13 protein-coding genes are annotated in these 18596 nt (G+C 69.3%); 3 read left to right on the forward strand and 10 right to left on the reverse strand.

Annotated elements, in window-relative coordinates; genetic code table 11:
* Nucleotides 1-19: 19 nt before the first annotated feature.
* Nucleotides 20-2080 (forward strand): transketolase, encoded by a 2061-nt coding sequence (gene tkt, locus G4D83_RS44575; RefSeq protein WP_163871063.1) that lies wholly within the window; start codon nucleotides 20-22, stop codon nucleotides 2078-2080.
* Nucleotides 2081-2688: 608 nt separating this feature from the next.
* On the opposite strand, the gene G4D83_RS44580 is transcribed toward tkt, so the two are convergent.
* From G4D83_RS44580 to G4D83_RS44615, 8 genes are all read right to left on the reverse strand, one after another.
* Nucleotides 2689-4143, reverse strand: coding sequence for a hypothetical protein (locus G4D83_RS44580; RefSeq protein WP_163871064.1), 1455 nt, complete (start codon nucleotides 4141-4143; stop codon nucleotides 2689-2691).
* 198 nt (nucleotides 4144-4341) lie between these two features.
* Complete coding sequence (locus G4D83_RS44585; protein WP_163871065.1) at nucleotides 4342-4569, reverse strand: hypothetical protein; 228 nt, start codon at nucleotides 4567-4569, stop codon at nucleotides 4342-4344.
* 20 nt (nucleotides 4570-4589) lie between these two features.
* On the reverse strand, nucleotides 4590-5483 hold the full coding sequence (truB, locus tag G4D83_RS44590; RefSeq protein ID WP_163871066.1) for a tRNA pseudouridine(55) synthase TruB: 894 nt from the start codon (nucleotides 5481-5483) through the stop codon (nucleotides 4590-4592).
* A 45-nt stretch (nucleotides 5484-5528) separates the two neighbouring features.
* A complete protein-coding gene (locus tag G4D83_RS44595; protein WP_163871067.1) occupies nucleotides 5529-6671 on the reverse strand; it encodes an AAA family ATPase in 1143 nt (380 codons plus the stop codon).
* A 118-nt stretch (nucleotides 6672-6789) separates the two neighbouring features.
* A complete protein-coding gene (locus G4D83_RS44600) occupies nucleotides 6790-8043 on the reverse strand; it encodes an alpha/beta hydrolase family protein (protein ID WP_240357178.1) in 1254 nt (417 codons plus the stop codon).
* 66 nt (nucleotides 8044-8109) lie between these two features.
* Entirely contained in the window at nucleotides 8110-10188 is a 2079-nt protein-coding gene (locus tag G4D83_RS44605; protein WP_163871068.1) for a M36 family metallopeptidase, read from the reverse strand.
* A gap of 125 nt (nucleotides 10189-10313) precedes the next feature.
* On the reverse strand, nucleotides 10314-11051 hold the full coding sequence (locus tag G4D83_RS45755) for a hypothetical protein (protein ID WP_205522866.1): 738 nt from the start codon (nucleotides 11049-11051) through the stop codon (nucleotides 10314-10316).
* Nucleotides 11052-11144: 93 nt separating this feature from the next.
* Nucleotides 11145-13388: a S9 family peptidase gene (locus G4D83_RS44615; RefSeq protein WP_163871069.1), complete on the reverse strand. Its 2244-nt coding sequence runs from the start codon at nucleotides 13386-13388 to the stop codon at nucleotides 11145-11147.
* A gap of 78 nt (nucleotides 13389-13466) precedes the next feature.
* On the opposite strand from G4D83_RS44615, the gene G4D83_RS44620 reads away from it, so the two are divergent.
* Complete coding sequence (locus G4D83_RS44620) at nucleotides 13467-14372, forward strand: LysR family transcriptional regulator (protein ID WP_163871070.1); 906 nt, start codon at nucleotides 13467-13469, stop codon at nucleotides 14370-14372.
* Between the two features lie 527 nt (nucleotides 14373-14899).
* On the opposite strand, the gene G4D83_RS44625 is transcribed toward G4D83_RS44620, so the two are convergent.
* Entirely contained in the window at nucleotides 14900-15781 is an 882-nt protein-coding gene (locus G4D83_RS44625; RefSeq protein WP_163871071.1) for a helix-turn-helix domain-containing protein, read from the reverse strand.
* A gap of 31 nt (nucleotides 15782-15812) precedes the next feature.
* Nucleotides 15813-16754 (reverse strand): NAD(P)/FAD-dependent oxidoreductase, encoded by a 942-nt coding sequence (locus G4D83_RS44630; protein WP_163871072.1) that lies wholly within the window; start codon nucleotides 16752-16754, stop codon nucleotides 15813-15815.
* A 312-nt stretch (nucleotides 16755-17066) separates the two neighbouring features.
* Here G4D83_RS44630 and G4D83_RS44635 point away from each other — a divergent pair.
* Nucleotides 17067-18596: LVIVD repeat-containing protein (locus tag G4D83_RS44635; protein ID WP_163871073.1), on the forward strand; the 1530-nt coding region annotated here is incomplete at its 3' end.

The following is an 18596-nucleotide window of genomic DNA, read 5'->3' on the forward strand; positions in this document are numbered from 1 at the left end:
CGCCCCACGAGAGGACCTCATGACGACCGACAATCAGCAGGACGTGCTGAGCATCAACACCATCCGCACCCTGGCCATGGATGCGGTACAGCAAGCCCACTCGGGTCACCCGGGGGCTCCCATGTCCCTGGCCCCCGTCGCCTACCAGCTCTGGCAACAGGAGCTCCGGTATGACCCGTCCCACCCCATCTGGCCCGACCGCGACCGCTTCATCCTCTCCAACGGCCACGCGTCCATGCTCCTCTACGCCCTGCTCCACCTGGCAGGCGTCAAGCGCGTCACCCGCGACTACAAAGTAGAGGACGCCCTCAGCGTCTCGCTCGAGGACATCCAGAAGTTCCGCCAGCTCGACTCCGTCACCCCCGGCCACCCCGAGTACCGGTGGACCAGCGGCGTCGAAACCACCACCGGCCCCCTGGGCCAGGGCGTCGCCAACAGCGTGGGCATGGCCATCGCCAGCCGCTGGCTCGCCGGCCACTTCAACAAGCCCGGCTTCGAGATGTTCTCCCATGACGTCTACGCCATCTGCGGCGACGGCGACCTCATGGAAGGCGTCGCCTCCGAAGCCGCCTCCATCGCCGGCCACCTCCAGCTCCCCAACCTCTGCTGGCTCTACGACTCCAACCACATCTCCATCGACGGCAGCACCGACCTCGCCTTCACCGAGGACGTGGGCCGCCGCTTCGAGGGCTACGGCTGGCGCGTCCTCCGCGTCCCCGACGCCAACGATTTGACCGTCCTCGGCGAGGCCCTCCACACCTTCAAGACCCTGCGCGGCAAGCCCACCCTCATCATCGTCACCACGCAAATCGCCTTCGGCGCCCCCAAGCTCCAGGGCTCGTCCAAGGCCCACGGCGAGCCGCTCGGCGATGAGGAGATCAAGGGCACCAAGCGCAACTACGGCTGGCCCGAGGATGCGAAGTTCCTCGTCCCCGAGGGCGTCCGCGAGCGCTTCCAGGACCGCATGGGCGCCCGCGGCAAGAAGCTCCGCGAGGAGTGGGATGCGCGCTTCGTCGAATACCAGAAGCAGTTCCCCGAGCTCGCCGATGAGCTGACTCGCATGCAGCGCCGCGAAGCCCCCAAGGGCTGGGACTCCGAGCTGCCCACGTTCCCCACCGACGCCAAGGGCATGGCCACCCGCGAGTCCAGCGGCAAGGTGCTCAACGCCGTCGCCAAGAACTACCCGTGGATGGTGGGCGGCTCCGCCGACCTCAACCCGTCCACGAAGACGTACATCAACGGCTCCGAGTCCATGAAGCCCGGTGACCTCTCCGGCCGCAACATCCACTTCGGCGTGCGCGAACACGCCATGGGCTCCATCGTCAACGGACTGTGCCTCAGCAAGGTGCGCGGCTACGGCGCCACGTTCCTCATCTTCAGTGAGTACGAGCGCCCCGCCATCCGCCTCTCCTCCCTGATGGAGCTGCCCGCCCTCCACATCTTCACCCACGACTCCATCGGCCTGGGCGAGGACGGCCCCACCCACCAGCCCGTCGAACAGCTCGCCAGCCTGCGCGCGATTCCGGGCCTCATCGTCCTGCGCCCCGCCGACGCCAACGAGGTCGTCGAGGCCTGGCGGGTCATCGGCCAGCAGAAGAGCCACCCCGTCGTCCTCGTCCTCACCCGCCAGCCCGTGCCCACCGTGGACCGCTCCAAGTACGGCGCGGCCTCCGGGGTCGCCAAGGGCGGCTACGTGCTCGCGGACGCCGAGGGCGGCAAGCCGGAGCTCGTCCTCATCGGCACCGGCAGCGAAGTGGCCCTGTGCATGGACGCCCACGACAAGCTCACCGCCGAGGGCATCAAGTCCCGCGTCGTCAGCCTCCCCTCGTGGGAGCTCTTCGAGCAGCAGCCCCAGGAGTACCGCGACAGCGTCCTGCCTCCCTCCGTGCGCGCCCGCGTCGCCGTGGAGAAGGGCGCCGCCTTCGGCTGGGAGCGCTGGGTCGGCTTCGACGGCGGCATCGTCGCCATGCGCAGCTTCGGCGCCTCCGCCCCCATCAAGGCCCTCCAGCAGAAGTTCGGCTTCACCGTCGACAACGTGGTGAAGGTGGCCAAGGCCACCCTGGCCAAGTCGAAGGCGTAGCCACCCGCGCGCTCCTCGAGGCGCCGCTGAAAAAGACAAGGGCCCCGGACCATCCCCCAACGGTCCGGGGCCCTTCTTGCTTCAGTCCTCTGTCACTCCCAGACCTTCGCCGACAGCGTCCCGCCAAAAGAAGGTGACTCGGACCATCCCCCAACAGCCCGAGCACCCGATGCCCCCCTTGAAGAGGGGCGCCGCATCAAGAAAAGGCCCCCGACTCATCCCCCAACAAGCCGGGGAGCCCGAACCGCTCCTCCCGTCCATGCACGGGAGCCACGGCGCTTCAAATCATCGCGGGTCCACGGGAGCCCCTTGCCCGACTCGAGGCCCCCCGGCCCCGGTCGCTCCCGCGTCCCACCCAAAAGTCCGCACCCCTTCGCCACCCGTCTCCCCGCCTCACCCCGGTGCGGTCGTCGTGCCACGGTGCCGCTCACTCCAGGACTTCATTGCATCGTGCATGCCGACCTTCGGTGCACACGTCAGGTCCAGGTGGGCGGGTCGCCGGCCGACCACCTGGCCCCATCGGAGGTGGGGGGCCTGATGAGCCCGGCCCCTTCCTCTCCACCCGGTCCCTATTCACCGGGTGGTGTTGCTCGACTCGCGCCAGGGAATCAGGCGGCGATGAAGCGCGGGGGCGGACGCACCACGCTGAGCTGCTCCATCTCCTTCACCATCTTCTGGAACTCGGAGTTCGCCATGCCCGTTTCGCCCTTGGCCAGCGACTGGGTCGCGTACTTCTCGTAGGTGTCCACCACCTTGCGCGCGTCCGGGCTGAGGCGGTCGTAGTTCTGACGCGCCCACTTCTGGAAGTCCGCGAACTCCACCCCGGCCGCCTGGCCGTCGAAGTCACCGGCGCCCTTGTTGATGGCGTTCGTGAGGTCCTTGGCGGAGATCTTCCCGCTCTTCCCGTCCAGCGTCTCCAGCGCGGTGCGCATCGAGTCGTCACGGAAGGTCTTGTGCCGCGAGGCGTCCTTCACCATCGCGTCGAAGTCCGTCTTGTCCATGCCCTCGGGGCCGGCCGCCTCGGCGTGATTCTGGTAGGTCTCCATCACCTTCTGCGCCTCGGGCGTCAGCCGGTCCTTGTTCTTCGCCGCCCACTTCTGGAACTCGGCCAGCTCCTGGGTGGAGTTGCCGTCCGCGTCGCCCGCGCCCTGCTTGATGGCGCCGAGCAGGTCCTCACCGGAGATGGGCCCGTTCTCCTTGTCCAGCGTCGCCAGCGAGTTACGAGCGCTCACGTCGCCCACGCTCTTGAAGTCCTTCATCATCTTCGACCACTCGGTGGTGTTCAGGTCCTTGTCGCCCGTGGCCATCGCCTTGGTCGCGTGCTTCTCGAACTTGCCCATCACTTCCTTGGCCTCGGGCGACAGCTTGTCGGCGTTCTTCTTCGCCCAGTCCTGGAAGGCCTTCAGCTCGTCCGCGGTGTTGTTGTCCGCGTCCTTCGTGCCCTTGCGGATGGCCTTCGCCATGTCGTCGCCGGAGATGGGCTTGGGCAGCTTGTCCAGGCCCGCGAGCGCCTTCTCCGCGCCCTTGTCGCCCACGCCCTTCATGTCGTTGATCATCTTCCGCCAGTCGCCGTCCGTGTGGCCGTTGGCCTTCCGCTCCGCGGCGAACTTGGAGAAGCGGTCCATCACCTGCTTCGCCTCGGGCGTGAGGCGGTCCTGGTTCTTCTCCGCCCACTCCGCGAACGCGCGGTACTCGCCCTTCCCCGCCTGGCCGTCGTGGTCGCCCGTGCCGCGCTGGATGGCCTTGGTGAGCTGGTCCGCGGTGATGGGGCCCTTCGTCTTGTCCAGCTTGTTCGTCTCGCTCAGCGCGCCCAGGTCCAGCGGGCTCCACTCGTTCGGCAGCGGCTTGGACGGGAAGCACCCGCCCTTGTCGAAGGTGTCGGCGCCCGGACGGCCCGCCTGCTGGTGCTGCGCGTGGTGCTTCATCACGTGGCGCAGGTCCTTCAGCAACTGGTGCTCCTTCACCAACGCACGCTCCAGCTTGCCCTCGAGCTTCTCGAGCTTGGCTTCGGTACGAGCCAGGGTCTTCTGCACGGCGGGGTTGAACGTGGAGGTGATGGCCATTTGGGTTTCTCCGAGTAAGTCGTTGTGAGCACCCCTATTGCTCGCGGCGTGCCACACATCTCCCACGGTCACCCACCTCCACTTCTTTTATGTTTTCAAGAGGTTACGCGAAGGCCCCCTGTCCTCGGGGGTGGTGACAACTGTCACCACCGATGACAACCGTCACCAGGGGGGAGGCCCCCCAGGTGGTGACTGGAGTCACCGGATCCGCTTTCGCGGGGCCGTCAGCGCCTTGCGCATGCGCTGCTTGCCCTGGGGCCGTTTGGCCACCCACGCGAAGCCCTGTTTTTCAAAGAGCGGCACCGTGCCCGTGTACGCGGACGCATTGGAGATACGCGCGAGGCCCTCAGGGCGTTTCACCGGATATCCCTCCACGGTGCGCGCGCCGCGTTGACGCATCACGTCCAGCGCGGACTTCAGCAGCACCGTGGCGACGCCCCACCCCGTCACAGTCCTCCGCGCAGCTCCTGCTCGCTCCACAGCGCGCCGTCCCGCTCGCGCAGCAGGAACGTGAGCCGGCCTTGATGGAACCCGCGCACGGGCGCCTCGGGGTCCGGGAAGCCCGGCGGCAGGCGCCAGTCGGGAGGCAGCGTGCCGCTCAGTGGGATGGAGCGCTCCCGCCGCAGCTCCCCCACCTCCAGGTCCGTGAGGGGACGAGCGCGCGCCCAGGGCAACAGCGCGCGTCCGTGGGAGCCCACGCGCGTCCCCGGCGGCGGGTCGGTCCACGGGCCTATCGCCGTGCGCCACAATGTGGACAGGTGCGCGCCACAGCCGAGCACCCGCCCCACATCCCTCGCGAGCGAGCGGACGTAATAGCCCCCGCGACACGTGAGCGTCAGGCGACTGGCGCGCGGCAGGTCGTGCGAGAGCCACCGCGCCGAATGCAGATACACACGCGAGGGCGGCAGCTCCACCACCTCGCCCCGGTGTGCCTTGCGATAGGCCGGCTCTCCGCCCACCTTCTTGGCGCTCGTGGCCGGCGGCACCTGCTCGCGCCAGCCCACGAAGGGCGCGAGCGCGGCGTCGAGCTGCTCGGGCGTCAGGCTCGACGCGTCCCCCTGATGCACGGGCTTGCCGTGCAGGTCTCCCGTGTCCGTCTCCGTGCCCCAGACCACGTCCGCCTCGTACGTCTTGGGCACCGCGTGCAGGAGTTCGAACAGCCGCGTGCTCTGTCCCACCAGGACGAGGAGCAGGCCCTGCGCGAACGGGTCCAACGTCCCGCCGTGACACACCGGCACGCGCTTGCCCGGCACCGCGCGCGTCTCCTCCAGGAAGGTCTGCACCACCGAGAAGCTCGTGGGGCCCACCGGCTTGTGCACGCTGTAGAGGCCCGGTGTCATGCGCCCTCCCGACGGGGAACACGCTTCACGGACTCTGGGACGTCCTCAGCCACCACGGTCCTCTTCTTCCTCGGTGAAGTCGGAGGACTCGCCATCCAGGGCGCCCTCCACCTGCGTGGCTCCGTCCCGCTTCACCAGATACACCGGCGCGCAGCGTGAGGCCTCCGCCACCGTGCGCGCCAGGGGCTCCGCGTGCGTCGTCACCCAGACCTGGCTGTACTTCGCCGCCCTGAGCACGAGCCGCCCCAGTGGCTCCAGCAGGTCCGGATGCAGGCTTGTCTCCGGCTCGTTCAACGCGAGGAACGGCGGGGGGCGCGGACTCAGGAGCGCCGCCAACAAGCAGAGGTAGCGCAACGTGCCGTCAGACAGCTCGGTCGCGGCCATGGGCCGACTCAACCCCGGCATGTGCAGGAACAGGCTGAAGCGTCCTTCACTGGCGCGAACGTCCAGTCGCGCTCCCGGAAACGCATCGTCGATGCCCTGCTCGAGTCCTCGCGTGTCCCCAATCTGGAGGATGGTCAGCAGCGCCGCCGCCAGGTCCGCGCCATCGTGCGCCAGCACCGGCGTCCTCACGCCCACGCGCGGATGCCGCATGGCCGCATCCGGGTCCGTGCGGAAGTGGTGATAGAAACGCCACGCGGCGAACGTGCGCTGCACCTCCGACAAGCGCGGGAAACGGTGCGGCTCGCCCAGTTGGTCCAGCACCGACTCCGAGTTCCAGAGCTGCGTGGGAAACGTCACCCGTTTCCCGTCGGCGTCCCGCATGAAGGCCGTGCGCTCCTTGCGCTCCATCAGCACCACCTTCCGTCCCCCGGACCAGGCCCACAGGTGCTCCGACTTCACCTCGGGGTCCAGGTGGAAGGGGTCCCGAATCGGCGGGGTCGGGTCAAAGGGAACGATGCCGCAGCTCAGCTCGTACGACAGCTCGCCCAGCTCCACCTGCACCGTCAGCCGCGCTGGCTTCTTCGCGCCTCGTGGACCCGCCCACAGCACGCTTGGCGTGCCGCCCTCTTCCGCCAGGGTGCGAGCCAGCCGCCCCTCCGACGCCGCCACCAACAGGTACAGCGCGCGGTACAGGTTCGTCTTGCCACTGCCGTTGGCCCCGACAATGACATTCACCGGGCCCAGCTCCAGCGAGAGCTGACGCACCGAGCGGTATCCGGCAATTCGCAAGCGCTGGATGGGCATCGAGCACCCCACCCTAGCGTGCCCGGCGATGGGCGCGCGCAGGTCATCGACTCTTCGCTTCACCCGAGGGGCACGCGCTCGCGAAGGCGCGCCCCTCGGACCCATCAGCATGACGAAACTACCGGTGACGCATCCGCTTCTCGTAACGCGGGGCCAGCTTGCCCTGGGAGAGCGCGGGCGGGTGCACCGGCGCGTCGGCCCAATCGGACAGTCGCTCGAAGAAGAAGGTGCGCTGGGGCTCGGGCAGCGCGCTCAGCGTGCCGTAGAAGCCGATGCCCGCCGGGTCCACCACGCGGTACGAGTCGTTCCGCGAGCTCACCCCGAAGGCCGAGGCGCTCCACGGGCTCAGCGCGCCGTCGACGATGAGCACGTTCCGGGCGTGCAGCCGCGTCCACAGCTCCAGCTTGAGCATGGGCAACGGGTTGTAGACCTTCGCCACGCCCGTGGGCGGCAGGAACGTGGGCACCTGCCCACCCGGGTAGCGCAGGAGGGGCCACAGCTCCGCCTCCGGATACAGCGGCGCGCCCAGCTCCGTGGCGCACTGGTAGCTCTCCGGCCCCACCGGGCTGTTCAACGCCTGGTCGGAGAACGTGTACGAGGGGCCCGCCACCAGGTCCACGAAGGCGAACAGCTCCTCGGCCGACACCGTGGGCCCCGGAATCGTGTCGCAGTCGTACGGCGCCAGCCCCAGGTACTCCCAGAAGTTGAACGACAGCCGCACCACGCTGAACTCGAAGGCCTTGTCCACGCCGAGCGTGTCGAAGGTGAAGCCCCACTCCGATTGCGCCGCCAGGAGCGGCGTCAGCTCCGCCCGCCGCGCCAACGCCGCGCGCTGCACCGCCTTCAGGCTGTCACGGCACGCCGCATCCCCCACGTTCGCCAGGAAGCGCGGCACGCGGACATCCTGCAACCCCAGGCTGTGCCGCTCGGCGTAGGGAATCGTCCCCTCCACGTCGTTCGGGTAGAAGTAGCGGTGCAGCAGCGCCGCCGTGCCGCCCCGGAACACGCCCGTGGACAACCAGCGCGCGCCGTAAATCGTCTTGAACACCCGCACCACGCGGTGCGCGTCCGCCGCGGACTGCCAGACATCCAAGAGCTTCCAGTCGCGCGAAGCGGGCGTCAACGTGCCGTAGAAGCGGTGCTCCACCGTCACCTGGTTGCCCTTCAATAAATCCACCGGCTCCGCCGCGATGGGCTCCGCGAAGATTTCAGCGCCCTCCGTGTCGATGACCATGGGCGCCGTCACCGAACGGTGGAACAGCGTCATGCGCTGGAGGAACTTCTCACCCTCCGGATGGCGGTGGTCCGCGGGCTGCTCGAAGTCGAGCGTGAAGAAGCGAAAGTCGTCGATGGATTCGTCACCCCGAATCAAAACACAGGGGGTGCGGGCCCGCCGAAGGACCTCGGGAGAAGTCCTCTGGCGGGCCCCTGGAGCCATCTATGGGGTGGGAGGCTCCTGGCGGCGGTTCATGATGGGGCTGCACGAAGGTGGCACGGCGAAGCCGTTGGCGGCGATGCCCGCGATGTTCGTCGCGTTGGAGCCCAGGCCGAAGGCGGCGAACGCGGTCCACATCCGGCAGACGTCCTCGCCACCGTGCAGGGTGGTGGCGGCGCTGATGATGCCGTCACGCACCTGGGGGAAGGTGGGGTTGCAGGGCGTGCGCTTCAGGCCTTCGGTGAAGTACAGCAGCATGCGCTGGTTGCCCGCGGTGCCGGTGGCTTCATACAGGTTGTCGCTGAAGCCCCACTGCGTCACCAGCACCCAGTACACCTCCCACAGCGCCTGGGCGAACACCGAGCCCACGCCGTGCGGAATGGCCATGCCGTTGCTGCTCTCGAAGGTCCAGGTGTTGATGGTGGAGGACGTGCTGTAGCGCTGCGTGCGCAGGCCCAGGCCGGTGCTGGGCTGGTTCAGCGGGTAGGTGCCGATGCCTCGGCCCTGGGTGCCGGTGTCCGTCGCGCGCGCGGTGTAGACGAGCGCCAGGAAGTCACTGAGGCCCTCGCCGGGCTGCTGTCGGCTGGTCAGACACGTCACGTTGCTGGGGCCGCCAATCAGGCGGTTGGAGAGGCCGTGGCCGTACTCGTGGACGATGATGCCGCTGTCCAAATCACCGTCCTTGTCGGGGTCGGGCGCCGTCCAGAGGTACAACTGCATGCGCGGGCGGTAGCCGTCCGGCGGCGTGAGGAAGTTGGCGTTGTCCGTGCCACCACCGTCCTGCGCCTCGGCGCGCACGTCGTCATCTCCGAGCCCGCCACGGCCGTGGTTGTTGACCTGGAAGTTGCCGGCCAGTTCGTCGAAGCCGTACTGGTACTGCACGTCGTGCAGGAGGTTGTTCCAGTAGAAGAGATTCACGACGGCGGCGGGGTGGTACGTGCTCGGCGCGTGGGTCAGGTCGAGGGCGAAGTCGCACGCCAGCCCCATGCCGCAGTTCGGCTCGCTCGCGGGCGGCATGTCATTGCCATCGCGGTCCTCGTAGGCGTGGACGTTGTTGCCGCGCGGCGTGGTGTACTCGGGGCCCGCGACGCCGTTGGTGTCATGCCATCCGAAGGGCGAGGCCAGCGGGTGCGCGGGGTTCACGACGAGCGCCCGGCCATCCGAGGGCGGTGGCGGCGCGACATGAAGCGGGCTCTCCGCGGACCTCGGGTACACGCGGTACGAATCCCCCGCCACCTGGTCGAAGCGCGTCCACACCTCGCCCGTGCCCGCGTCCACCGTCAGGTCATAGGCATGCTGGGAATCCAACGTGTGCACCTGGAAGCGCCAGACGAGCCGCGATGCCCCACGGCGCAGCGGCAGCACCGCCAGCGACGCGTCGATGGGCTCGCTCGACAGGCCCTCCACCTCCACGCGCGTCCGCCGCGCCACGCCCGGCTGGGCCTCCAGCGCGCGGGGTGGCTCGCGCAGCCGCACGCCCAGGTGCTTCGCCGCGCCCGCCACCGCCTCGGCCGCGCCCAGCTCCGGCTCGCCGCTCGCGAGCGTGGACTCCAGCGCCGGCTGGAAGTCGCTGTGCACCGCCAGCACCCGCCCCTCCCGGTCCACGTTGACCTGGAGCTGCGCGTTGTACACGGGGAGACCCTGGTATCTCTGTCGCAGATACAGATGTGTGGCGCCGCTGACGCGGGAGTAGACGCGGTCGGTCAGCTCCAGGTTCGCCAGGTCGGATTGCTCCAGGCCGAGGACCTCGCGATGGCGCTGGACGAAGTCCAGGCCCACCACGAGCGCGTCTCCGCTCGCGGGTCCGGAGAGCGCACCCACCAGGTTGACGAGCGAGCGCACCCGTCCGTTCGACGCGTCCACCTCCACGCGCAGCTCCGGCACGGCCTGGCGCAGCGCCGCCTCCGCCCGCCGCTGCGTGGACGTGAAGCCGGAGTGCGCCCGCGCGTTGTGGGCGAGGCGCGCATCGTGGTGTCGCTCGCCCTGGGACGTCGGCGCCACGGCCAGGGCAAGGGGGGCCAGCAGGCCTCCGATGAGCGCTACCGCGTGGAAGAGGCACCGCCGGGCGTGTCTTGGGGACATGTCGTGCTCCTGCGTCACGGACCGCCCCAGGGATTGGGGCGTCACGCGGAACGAGGACACGTCCTGGCGGCCTGACTCAAAAGGGAGTCACGAGCGACCATCGACTTCCGGTCGCGCGCCGACGCTCAGTCGTCGTGAAGGGTGCTCCACTGGTCATCACGCGTCTCGGGTTTGCCCTTGGGGCGGAGGTGCGCGAAGGACAGGGTCGTCTCCACGGCGAACTCACGCTTCTCCGGCGGCCTGCCCAGGTAGATGTACTTGGTGCGGTTCTCGATGCAGGCATCCAGCATCTTCACGGAAGTCGTGGGGGTCACCTTGCCCTTGACGCCCTCTCCGTTCGCGTCGAACCGCGCACGCAGCCGGAAGATACGGGGGATGCCGCCGTCGCGGAGGATGGCCTCCTTGCCGCAGTAGTCGTAGTCGCGCAGGTGCTTGGACAGCATGACGGCGCCCCACTCTTCATTCGTCCTGGGCAGCGGCCGCGGCGTGCGCTTCACGGGCGGCGCCTCGATGATTTCGGGGGGAGGCGGCGGAGGCGGCGTCACGATGGGCGGGGGCGGGGGTACCGGGAAGATGACCGCGGGCGGCGGACGGGGCCGCTCCGCCACGCGCGCGGGCATGGGCTCGGGCCCCCCCGCGGACATCACCAGGAAGCTGATCATCCCGGCCCCCATGCAGACCATGAAGGCGGTCCCCAGGATGATGGCGGCCGCGCGACCCGAGGCCTGGGGTCGCGGCGTGGGGTTGATTTCCCTCCACCCCGGCTGGAGCGGGATGCCCTGGGGCCGGGTCCGCTCGGCGCCGCAATGGGTACAGAGGGGCTCGCGCTCCACCGCCTTGAGGAAGGGGGCGCCGCAGTTCACACATTTCGCACGGGTTCTGGCCACGAGGCTGAGTCTAGTCGCTCCGCCGACACCCGTGGGGACGATATGGGCTCAGGTGGCCAAAAGTGGGCATCATCGAGGCGTGCCCAGCGTCTTGAGGAAGAACAGGCCCACGTCGTCCAGGTAGTAGCGGGCGGCGGCGCCCTGCGGCGAGTGCGGCTGGCCGGGCATGATGAGCAGTTCGAAGTGCTTGTCCGCGCGGATCAACGCCTCCGCCATCCGCATCGTCACCGAGGGCGTGGCATTCACGTCGCTGGTGCCGTGCATCATCTTCAGGGGGCCCTTCAGCTTGTCCGCGAGCGCGAGGTTGTCACCCACCGCGTAGCCCTGGGGGTTGGCGCTCGGCAGGTTGAGGTAGGGCTCGTTGATGATGGCCTCTTCCGTCAGCGCGCCCGGTGCTCCGGCATAGCCCGCCTTGAAGAAGTCCGGCGCCGTCAGCATGCCGCGCAGCACGAAGTAGCCGCCCCAGGAGTGGCCGTAGAGGCCCAGGCGCTCCAGGTCCATCCACGGCCGCGTGGAGGCGACCTGCTTCAACCCCGTGACGTGGTCGGGAATCTCCGTCTGGCCCACGCGGCCGTAGTTCGCGTCCTGGAAGGCCTTGCTCCGCCCCGGGCCTCCGCGAGGGTCCAGCAGCACCGTGACGAAGCCGAGCTGCGCCAGGCCGCTGGCCGTCAACGACATCGAATTGCCGATGTAGTTCCATGGCACCAGATTGAAGAACGGGCCGCCGTAGATATAGACGAGCACCGGGTAGCGCTTCGCCGGGTCGAAGTCGCGCGGCCTGTAGAGCACGCCGTGCAGGGGCGTGACGCCGTCGGCGGCCTTGACGACGAAGGGCTCCGGCCGCGAGTTCCCGAGGGCCTCGAGCTCACTCGCGTCCGCCGTGGTGAGGCGCACGGGCTTGCCTCCGTCCACGGACACCAGCTCCCGCAACCGGGGCTGCGTGCGGGAGGACCACGCGTCCACGTAGTGCTGACCCGAGGGTGACAGGGTGATTCGGTGCATCCCCGAGCCCGAGGACAGGCGCTTGAGCGCGCCGCCCTTCAGGCTGCCCCGGTAGAAGAGCTGCTCGTACGGCGCGCCGCTGTCGGCGGAGGCCAGCACGTAGAGGGCGTCACCCTGGGGCGCCACGCCCACCACCTCGTGCACGGGGAAGGCGCCTCGCGTGAGCTGCCGCAGGAGCTTCCCCGCGCGGTCATACGCATACACGTGGCGCCAGCCGTCGCGCTCGGACATCCAGAGGTAGCCACGTCCGTCTGGCAGCGCCGTCACCTGCTTCGCCCAACCGCCCGTCGCGAAGTCCAGGCCGGTGACGAAGGTCTCCGGACGCTCCTCGCGCAGCACCCGCCGACGCTGCCCCGTCCCAGGTGTCACCGCGGTGAGGTCCAGCCGCTTCGCGTCGCGCGAGAGGTGGAGGCACAGCGCCTCCGTGCCCTCGGGGTTCCAGCCGGCGAACCAGTCATACGTCTCGCCCTCCACAGGAGGGATGCGCGTCACTCGGCCCGTGGCCACATCCACGACATGGAGCTCCGAGCGCGGAAGCGGCGTCCCCGCCTTCGCGTACGGCACCGTCGTCACCTTCTCCAGCGCGTCCGAGTAGTCCACGACGGGCACCTGATGCACGGCGCGCACGTCGTCCCGCCACACCACCAGGAAGCGCCCATCCGGTGACCAGGGGCGCGCGGGAATCCGCCAGTCCAGGTTCGTCTCCCCCGCACGCTCCACCACGGTGGCGCCGTCCGCGCCCAGCACCGCGAAGCCGCCCTGGCGCTGCACCGCGAGCGCGCCTCCCCGCGGCGCGAGGAAGTGCTCCGGTGACAGCGCCTGCGCGGCACGGTCCTCCGCCGACAGCAGCGTGACGCGACTTCCCGTCAGGCCCAGGCCGAAGGTCTTCCCCCCCAGCCGGAAGACGATGCCCTGTTCATCCGGAGTGAAGGCGAAGTCGAAGAAGCGAGGCGCCGTGACGGGCTTGCCCACGAGCGCCGAGAGCTGCTCGCGCAGTTGCTCACCCGAGACGAGCGGCTTGAGCTCCCCCGTCTTCGCGTGCGCCAGCACCCACGTCCCGCCGTCCCTGCCCTCGCGCGCCCAGAAGACCAGGCGGTCTCCCTCGCGCAGCCAACGGGGCGCGACGAGGCTGTCTCGCAGGAGCTCCACCCGCCGGCTGAACTGGTCCGCCACGTCCAGCTTTGCCTGGACGCTCGCCTCGGGAGTGGGCTCGTAGACGGTGACCGAGTGAGCATCACCGTCGAGCGCCAGGACGGGCGCGCCGGTCAGCGTCGCGAGCACCACGCCGAGGGCCATGAAGGGGAATCGCATGCACCAGGATGGTAGGGAGGTGCATCCTTCACGACCAATATATCTTTCGAGGCCCATCGAGACGGTTATCGTCTCGATATGGAATTCCGTCAGCTCCAGCTCTTCATCGCCGTGGCGGAGGAGCTGCACTTCGGACGAGCCGCCGCGCGCATCGGCATGGCCCAGCCGCCATTCAGCCAGCAGATTCGCCGACTGGAGACCGAGCTGGGAGTCGAGCTGCTCACGCGCACCAGCCGCCACGTGGCGCTCACCGCCGCCGGGTCCCGGCTGCTGGAGGAGGCTCGCACGCTGCTGGCCCGGCGCGCGGATGTCATCCACACGGTGCAGCAGGCGGCGAGCGGCGAGACGGGCACGCTGCGCGTCGGCTTCGCCGCGTCCTCGGCCTTCGGTGTGCTGCCGGATATCGTCCTGCGCTTCAGCACCCGGTTCCCGAAGGTGAAGCTGGAGCTGGATGACAGCGAGACGCTGAACGTGGGCGCCGCGCTCGCGTCGGGCGAGCTGGACATCGCCATCATCCGGGCGCCCTTCCGTCACGAAGGGCTCACCGTCGAGCGGCTGCTCCGGGAGCGCTTCGTGCTCGCGCTGCCGGCGCGCCACCCTCGCACCCGTCAGCAAGTCGTCGCGCTGGCCTCGCTGGCGAACGAGCCGTTCGTCCTCTTCCCCCGCCATTCAGCGCCGGGCCTGCATGACCTGGTGACGAGCATGTGTCTGGCCGCGGGCTTCTCTCCGAACATCGTCCAGGAAGCGCGCTCGTGGCCCTCCGTCGTCGGCATGGTGGAGGCGGGACTGGGATTGACCATCGCCCCCGCGTCCTCCCAGGCCCTGTGCCCCAAGGGCGTCGTGTTCCGCCCCCTGAGCGGTGCGCCCCACCACGCGGAGCTGGTGGTGGCCTTTCCCGGGCCTCGGCCCTCACCCGCCGCGCAGCACTTCCGCGTCCTCGCACATGAAGCGGTCTCCCGCTCGGGCAAGGGCTCGTCGGACTGAGCAGACTCCGAGCCAGGTGCGGAGGGCTCGCGGCACTGCTGCGCCACGCCGAGCGCTTCGTTCACGGTGCATGCGGAGCGGAGCAGTCCGCGCTCGCCTGGCCTGCCCACATTCCGAGCCACTCAGGAGGGTGTGGGCTTCTTGCTCCGTCGGCCCTTGGCCCGCGTGACAGGCTCCGTGTCGTTCGCCGCCGCCTGCGGCCCGAGGTTGAACCAGAAGGGGCAGAGCAACGGCGGCGCTCCTCTCGCTTCCGGTGGTGGAGGAACCTCTCGCGGACCCCGGTAGAGGCGAACGCTCTCTTCACCTCGCTTGCCTCGACTCGCTCTCGGCGCCATCAGCGACACCGCCCGCGCTGCCACCACGAATCCCCTCGCTCGTTGAAGCGTTGGCACGACAATGCGCCTCGGGGAGCGGGCCTGAGATGGCTCGCTCCCGACGATTCCCTCATCGGCGTCGGCATGCGCACGAACTACCGAGATGACAGTTTCCTGTCAATTGAATCGGGCAACAAAGTACAGAACGCGCGTTCAGCGCACCCCTGCCTCCATCCGCCTCCTCCATGCGGCGGGTGTCACACCATGCACGCGGCGAAAGAGTCGGATGAAGTGCGTGACGTCCGCGTAACCCACCCGCTCCGCGACGATGTCCACCCGCTCATCGGTGTGACGCAGCCGGCTGCGCGCCTCGGCCATCCTGCACTCGAGAATCCACTCACCCACCGAGCGCCCCGTCTCCTGACGCACCACGCCCGCGACGTGCGGCGCCGAGCGCCCCAGCTCCCGCGCCACCTTCGCGAGCGACAGCGGCTCCAGGCAGTGGGATTCGATGTACGTCAGGGCCCGACGGCTCAGTCCCATCGACGAGGATTCGGGCACGGTGTCCGGGAAGGCCATCCGCTCCAGCTCCACCAGCACCAGCCGGAGCAGCGAGTGGCTGGCCTCGTTACTGCCGCGCTCCTGACGCGACTGCTCCTCCTCCATCAGCCGCATCCACCGCAAGAGCCGTCGACGCTGCACGGACGTGGGCCGCAGCACCGGGTGACAACCACCGCGCACGCGCAAGAGGGGCCCCAGCCGCGCCGCGCGCTCCTCCGCGTCCGAGGACACCGCCTCCGGATAGAAGCCGAGCCCCAGGCACTCCGCATCCGAGTGCTCGCGGCCATGCGCATCTCCCGGCGGAATGAGGTGCACGTCGCCCGCGCGCAGCACCAGGTCACCCGCATGCCGCACCTTCGACTCCCCGCGCAGCACCAGCATCACGACGGCATACGAGTGCACCGCGGAGTGGGTGCGTGAGTGCCGCGACGACAGGGGCCGCTGTGGCCCTACCCAGATGAGGCGCCGCTTCTCCTCGAAGTCCCGCTGGATGGCGGACCAGGGGTGGTCGTGTTCGGCGTGTGCGGTGGCCATGGGCCTTCGTAGCGCGGGGTTCGACCCGACGTCACTTCCCGTGGCTGCCGCCCAGCGCCTCCAGATTCAGGTGGTGGTTCATCACGTAGGCGGACTGCGCACCCGCCGCCGCCGCGATGAGCGCGCCCTGCAGGCGCGTGGTGAGGTCCCCCGCCGCGGAGATGCCGGGCACGGAGGTCTGCTGCATCGGGTCCACCTTCACGAAGCCCATCTCGTCCAGCGCGAGCCCCAGCCCCTCCACCAGCGCCACATGCCGCTGCGGCGGACGGACGAAGAGGTACTCCTGCCGCACGCGCGTCCCGTCCCCCAGCTCCACCGCCTCCAGCGAGCTCCCGTCCGCCGAGGCGATGAGGCGCTTCACCGGGCCCTCCACCAGCCGCACCTCCGCGCGCTTCAACTGCGCGCGTCGCTCGTCCGACACGGGGAAGGCTCCCTGCGTGTACAGGGTGACGTCCGCCGTCCAGCCCTTCAGGAAGAGGGCGAAGTCCAGGTACAGCTCCGCCTCCGCTGGCGTCCCCGCGAACACGCCCCAGGCCCGGTCCTGGATTTCCCAGCCGTGACAGTAGGGACACTGGAAGAGGGCCTTGCCCCACAGCTCACGGTAACCCGGCAGGTCCGGCGGCACGTCCACCATGCCCGTGGCCAAGAGCACCCGGCGGGACTCCACGACGACTCCGCCCTCCAGCGTCACCCGGAAGCGCGCGTCGCCGAGTCGCTCGATGCCGTTCACCCGCACCTCGCGCACGTCGACGTCGTAGGGGCGCAGTTGCTCGCGGCCGATGGCGCGGAACTCGCGAGGCGGCGTGCCGTCACGGGTGACGAAGCCCTGGATGTGCTCGGCCGCCGCGTTGCGGGGCGAGCCCGCGTCACATAGCAGAACCTTCTTGCGGCCACGCCCCAGCACCAGCGCCGCGCTCAGGCCCGCGGGGCCGCCGCCCACAATCACCACGTCCTTCTCGAGAGTGTCGCTCATGGGAAAGAACTAAACGCCGGCCTCCGCTCGCGGGAGAGCGAGGTTTCAGGGGGAATCGGCGCATCGGCGGGTCCGGCGACACGGTGCCTCCAGCCGCCCCGGTACCGCGGGCGAGCAGGCGGTCGCTCGACGAGGACGACCGGCCAGGTATGGCGCCCTTTGAGCAGGTGGGAACAATGGGCACATGCTTCGGTACGTACGCCTTTGACCACTCGTGCGAAGGGTCGGCTTCCCGGAGAGGAAGCCGTGTTCCTACACTGAGGGATGGGAGCACCAGGGCCGGCGTGCGGCTCCCCACCCAGGAGGTATGCGATGCAGCCCACGCGTCTCGCGTTGATGGTCCTGCTCGCCTGCGCCGCGTCCGGCTGCACCTCGTCGGAAGAAGCGCCGTGGGATGGACGGTACGCACCGCTCGAGGAGCGGGGTGACTGGATGGACACCGGCCCCCTCTCCGTCTGTCGCGTGCTGGATGATGCGGACAAGACCTGCGGCGGCCTGACGTCGTTCGACTTGTCCGGCTGCAAACGCCGCTCGTTGGAGGGGCTGGAGCGCGAGGGGGTGTACCGCGGTGAACTGCGCTTCGACGCGCGCGGCACGCAGGAGGCCCGCGCGGCGCCCCTGGGCGGAGGCTTCAAGCTCAACTCCGCGGGCGTCCCCGAGCAGGTCCTCGGAGCGGCCGCCGTGGCCGGGGTGTGGGACGCGCAGACGTTCCTCGTCTCCAGTCAGTCCCCGGACGGGCTGTTCACCTTCGTGGGCTGCAACGCGGTGGGCCCGCGCTCGCTGACGGGCTGCTTCTCGCGGTGTCTCAATGGAGCGCTGGTGGAGTCGGGGACGTTCCGCGCCGAGCGCGTGGCGCGCTTCAAGGGCGAGCACGAGGTCTCCGGGGGACTGAAGCTGGTCTCCGAGCGCTGGGTGGACCTGGGCATGCCCGTGGACGTGCAGGTCATCGACGGCCACGCCTATGTCATCTCGCAGGACCGCGAGGGACAGCGTGGAGGGCTCACCGTCTTCGACGTGAGGGTGCCCGAGGCGCCGGTGCGCGTGGCGCGGATGAGCCTGCCGGAGGACTCGGACTGGCGGGGGGCGACGTTCAAGGACGGGGTGCTCTATGTCGCGAGCGCGAGTTCGGGCGTGGTGGTGCTCGATATCTCGTTGCCCTCCGCGCCGGTGTTCGTGCGCAGGGTGCCGGAGCAGCCCGTGAGTCTCGGGATGGTGAGCGTGGATGGGAACCGGCTCTACGCGGTGGCCACGGAGGCGTCGGCGGGCACGCTGATGTTCGACATCTCCACGCCCTCCGAGCCGAAGTTGCTCCAGCACATCGTCTCCGGGGCGCGCATCTCGGAGAATCCGTCGTCGCGAGGGCCCGTGAGCTACGAGGGCCGGCTGTATGTGAATCACCTGCGGGATGGCTTGCAGGTCGTCGACGCGAACTCCGGCGGCGGGGTGAAGTTGCTGGGTCGGTACACGTACCCGTATGCGAACAGCCGCGCGAGCGCGGTGGGCACGTTCGGCGGGAGAATCGTGGCGTTCGAGAGCAGCCTGGGCGCGGGGGCGCGACTGCGGGCGCTGGATGTCAGCGAGCCGCGCGACATCGTGAAGATTGGGGAGTATGGGTTGCGCGGCGTGGTGTCACCGCGCGCGCTGGAGTTGCGGGGCTCGCGGCTGTATGTGACGTATCACCAGGAAGGGCTGCGTGTATTGGATGTGAGCAATCCCACGCAACCGCGTGAAGTGGCGTACTTCAACAGCTATCGTGAGACGGACCCGGGACGCGGGGACGCGCTGGAAGAGGGGGCCACGGGGCTCCAGGTTCCTGGAGATGGTCATGTGTATGTCGTGGAT

It is taken from the genome of Myxococcus eversor (assembly GCF_010894455.1).
Taxonomy (GTDB): domain Bacteria; phylum Myxococcota; class Myxococcia; order Myxococcales; family Myxococcaceae; genus Myxococcus; species Myxococcus eversor.

Excerpts from the sequence above, each read along its gene's own strand:
- tkt (WP_163871063.1), top strand. The coding sequence starts at position 20 with ATGACGACCGACAATCAGCAGGACGTGCTGAGCATCAACACCATCCGC.
- G4D83_RS44580 (WP_163871064.1), bottom strand. The coding sequence starts at position 4,143 with ATGGCCATCACCTCCACGTTCAACCCCGCCGTGCAGAAGACCCTGGCT.
- truB (WP_163871066.1), bottom strand. The coding sequence starts at position 5,483 with ATGACACCGGGCCTCTACAGCGTGCACAAGCCGGTGGGCCCCACGAGC.
- G4D83_RS44595 (WP_163871067.1), bottom strand. The coding sequence starts at position 6,671 with ATGCCCATCCAGCGCTTGCGAATTGCCGGATACCGCTCGGTGCGTCAG.
- G4D83_RS44605 (WP_163871068.1), bottom strand. The coding sequence starts at position 10,188 with ATGTCCCCAAGACACGCCCGGCGGTGCCTCTTCCACGCGGTAGCGCTC.
- G4D83_RS44615 (WP_163871069.1), bottom strand. The coding sequence starts at position 13,388 with ATGCGATTCCCCTTCATGGCCCTCGGCGTGGTGCTCGCGACGCTGACC.
- G4D83_RS44620 (WP_163871070.1), top strand. The coding sequence starts at position 13,467 with ATGGAATTCCGTCAGCTCCAGCTCTTCATCGCCGTGGCGGAGGAGCTG.
- G4D83_RS44625 (WP_163871071.1), bottom strand. The coding sequence starts at position 15,781 with ATGGCCACCGCACACGCCGAACACGACCACCCCTGGTCCGCCATCCAG.
- G4D83_RS44630 (WP_163871072.1), bottom strand. The coding sequence starts at position 16,754 with ATGAGCGACACTCTCGAGAAGGACGTGGTGATTGTGGGCGGCGGCCCC.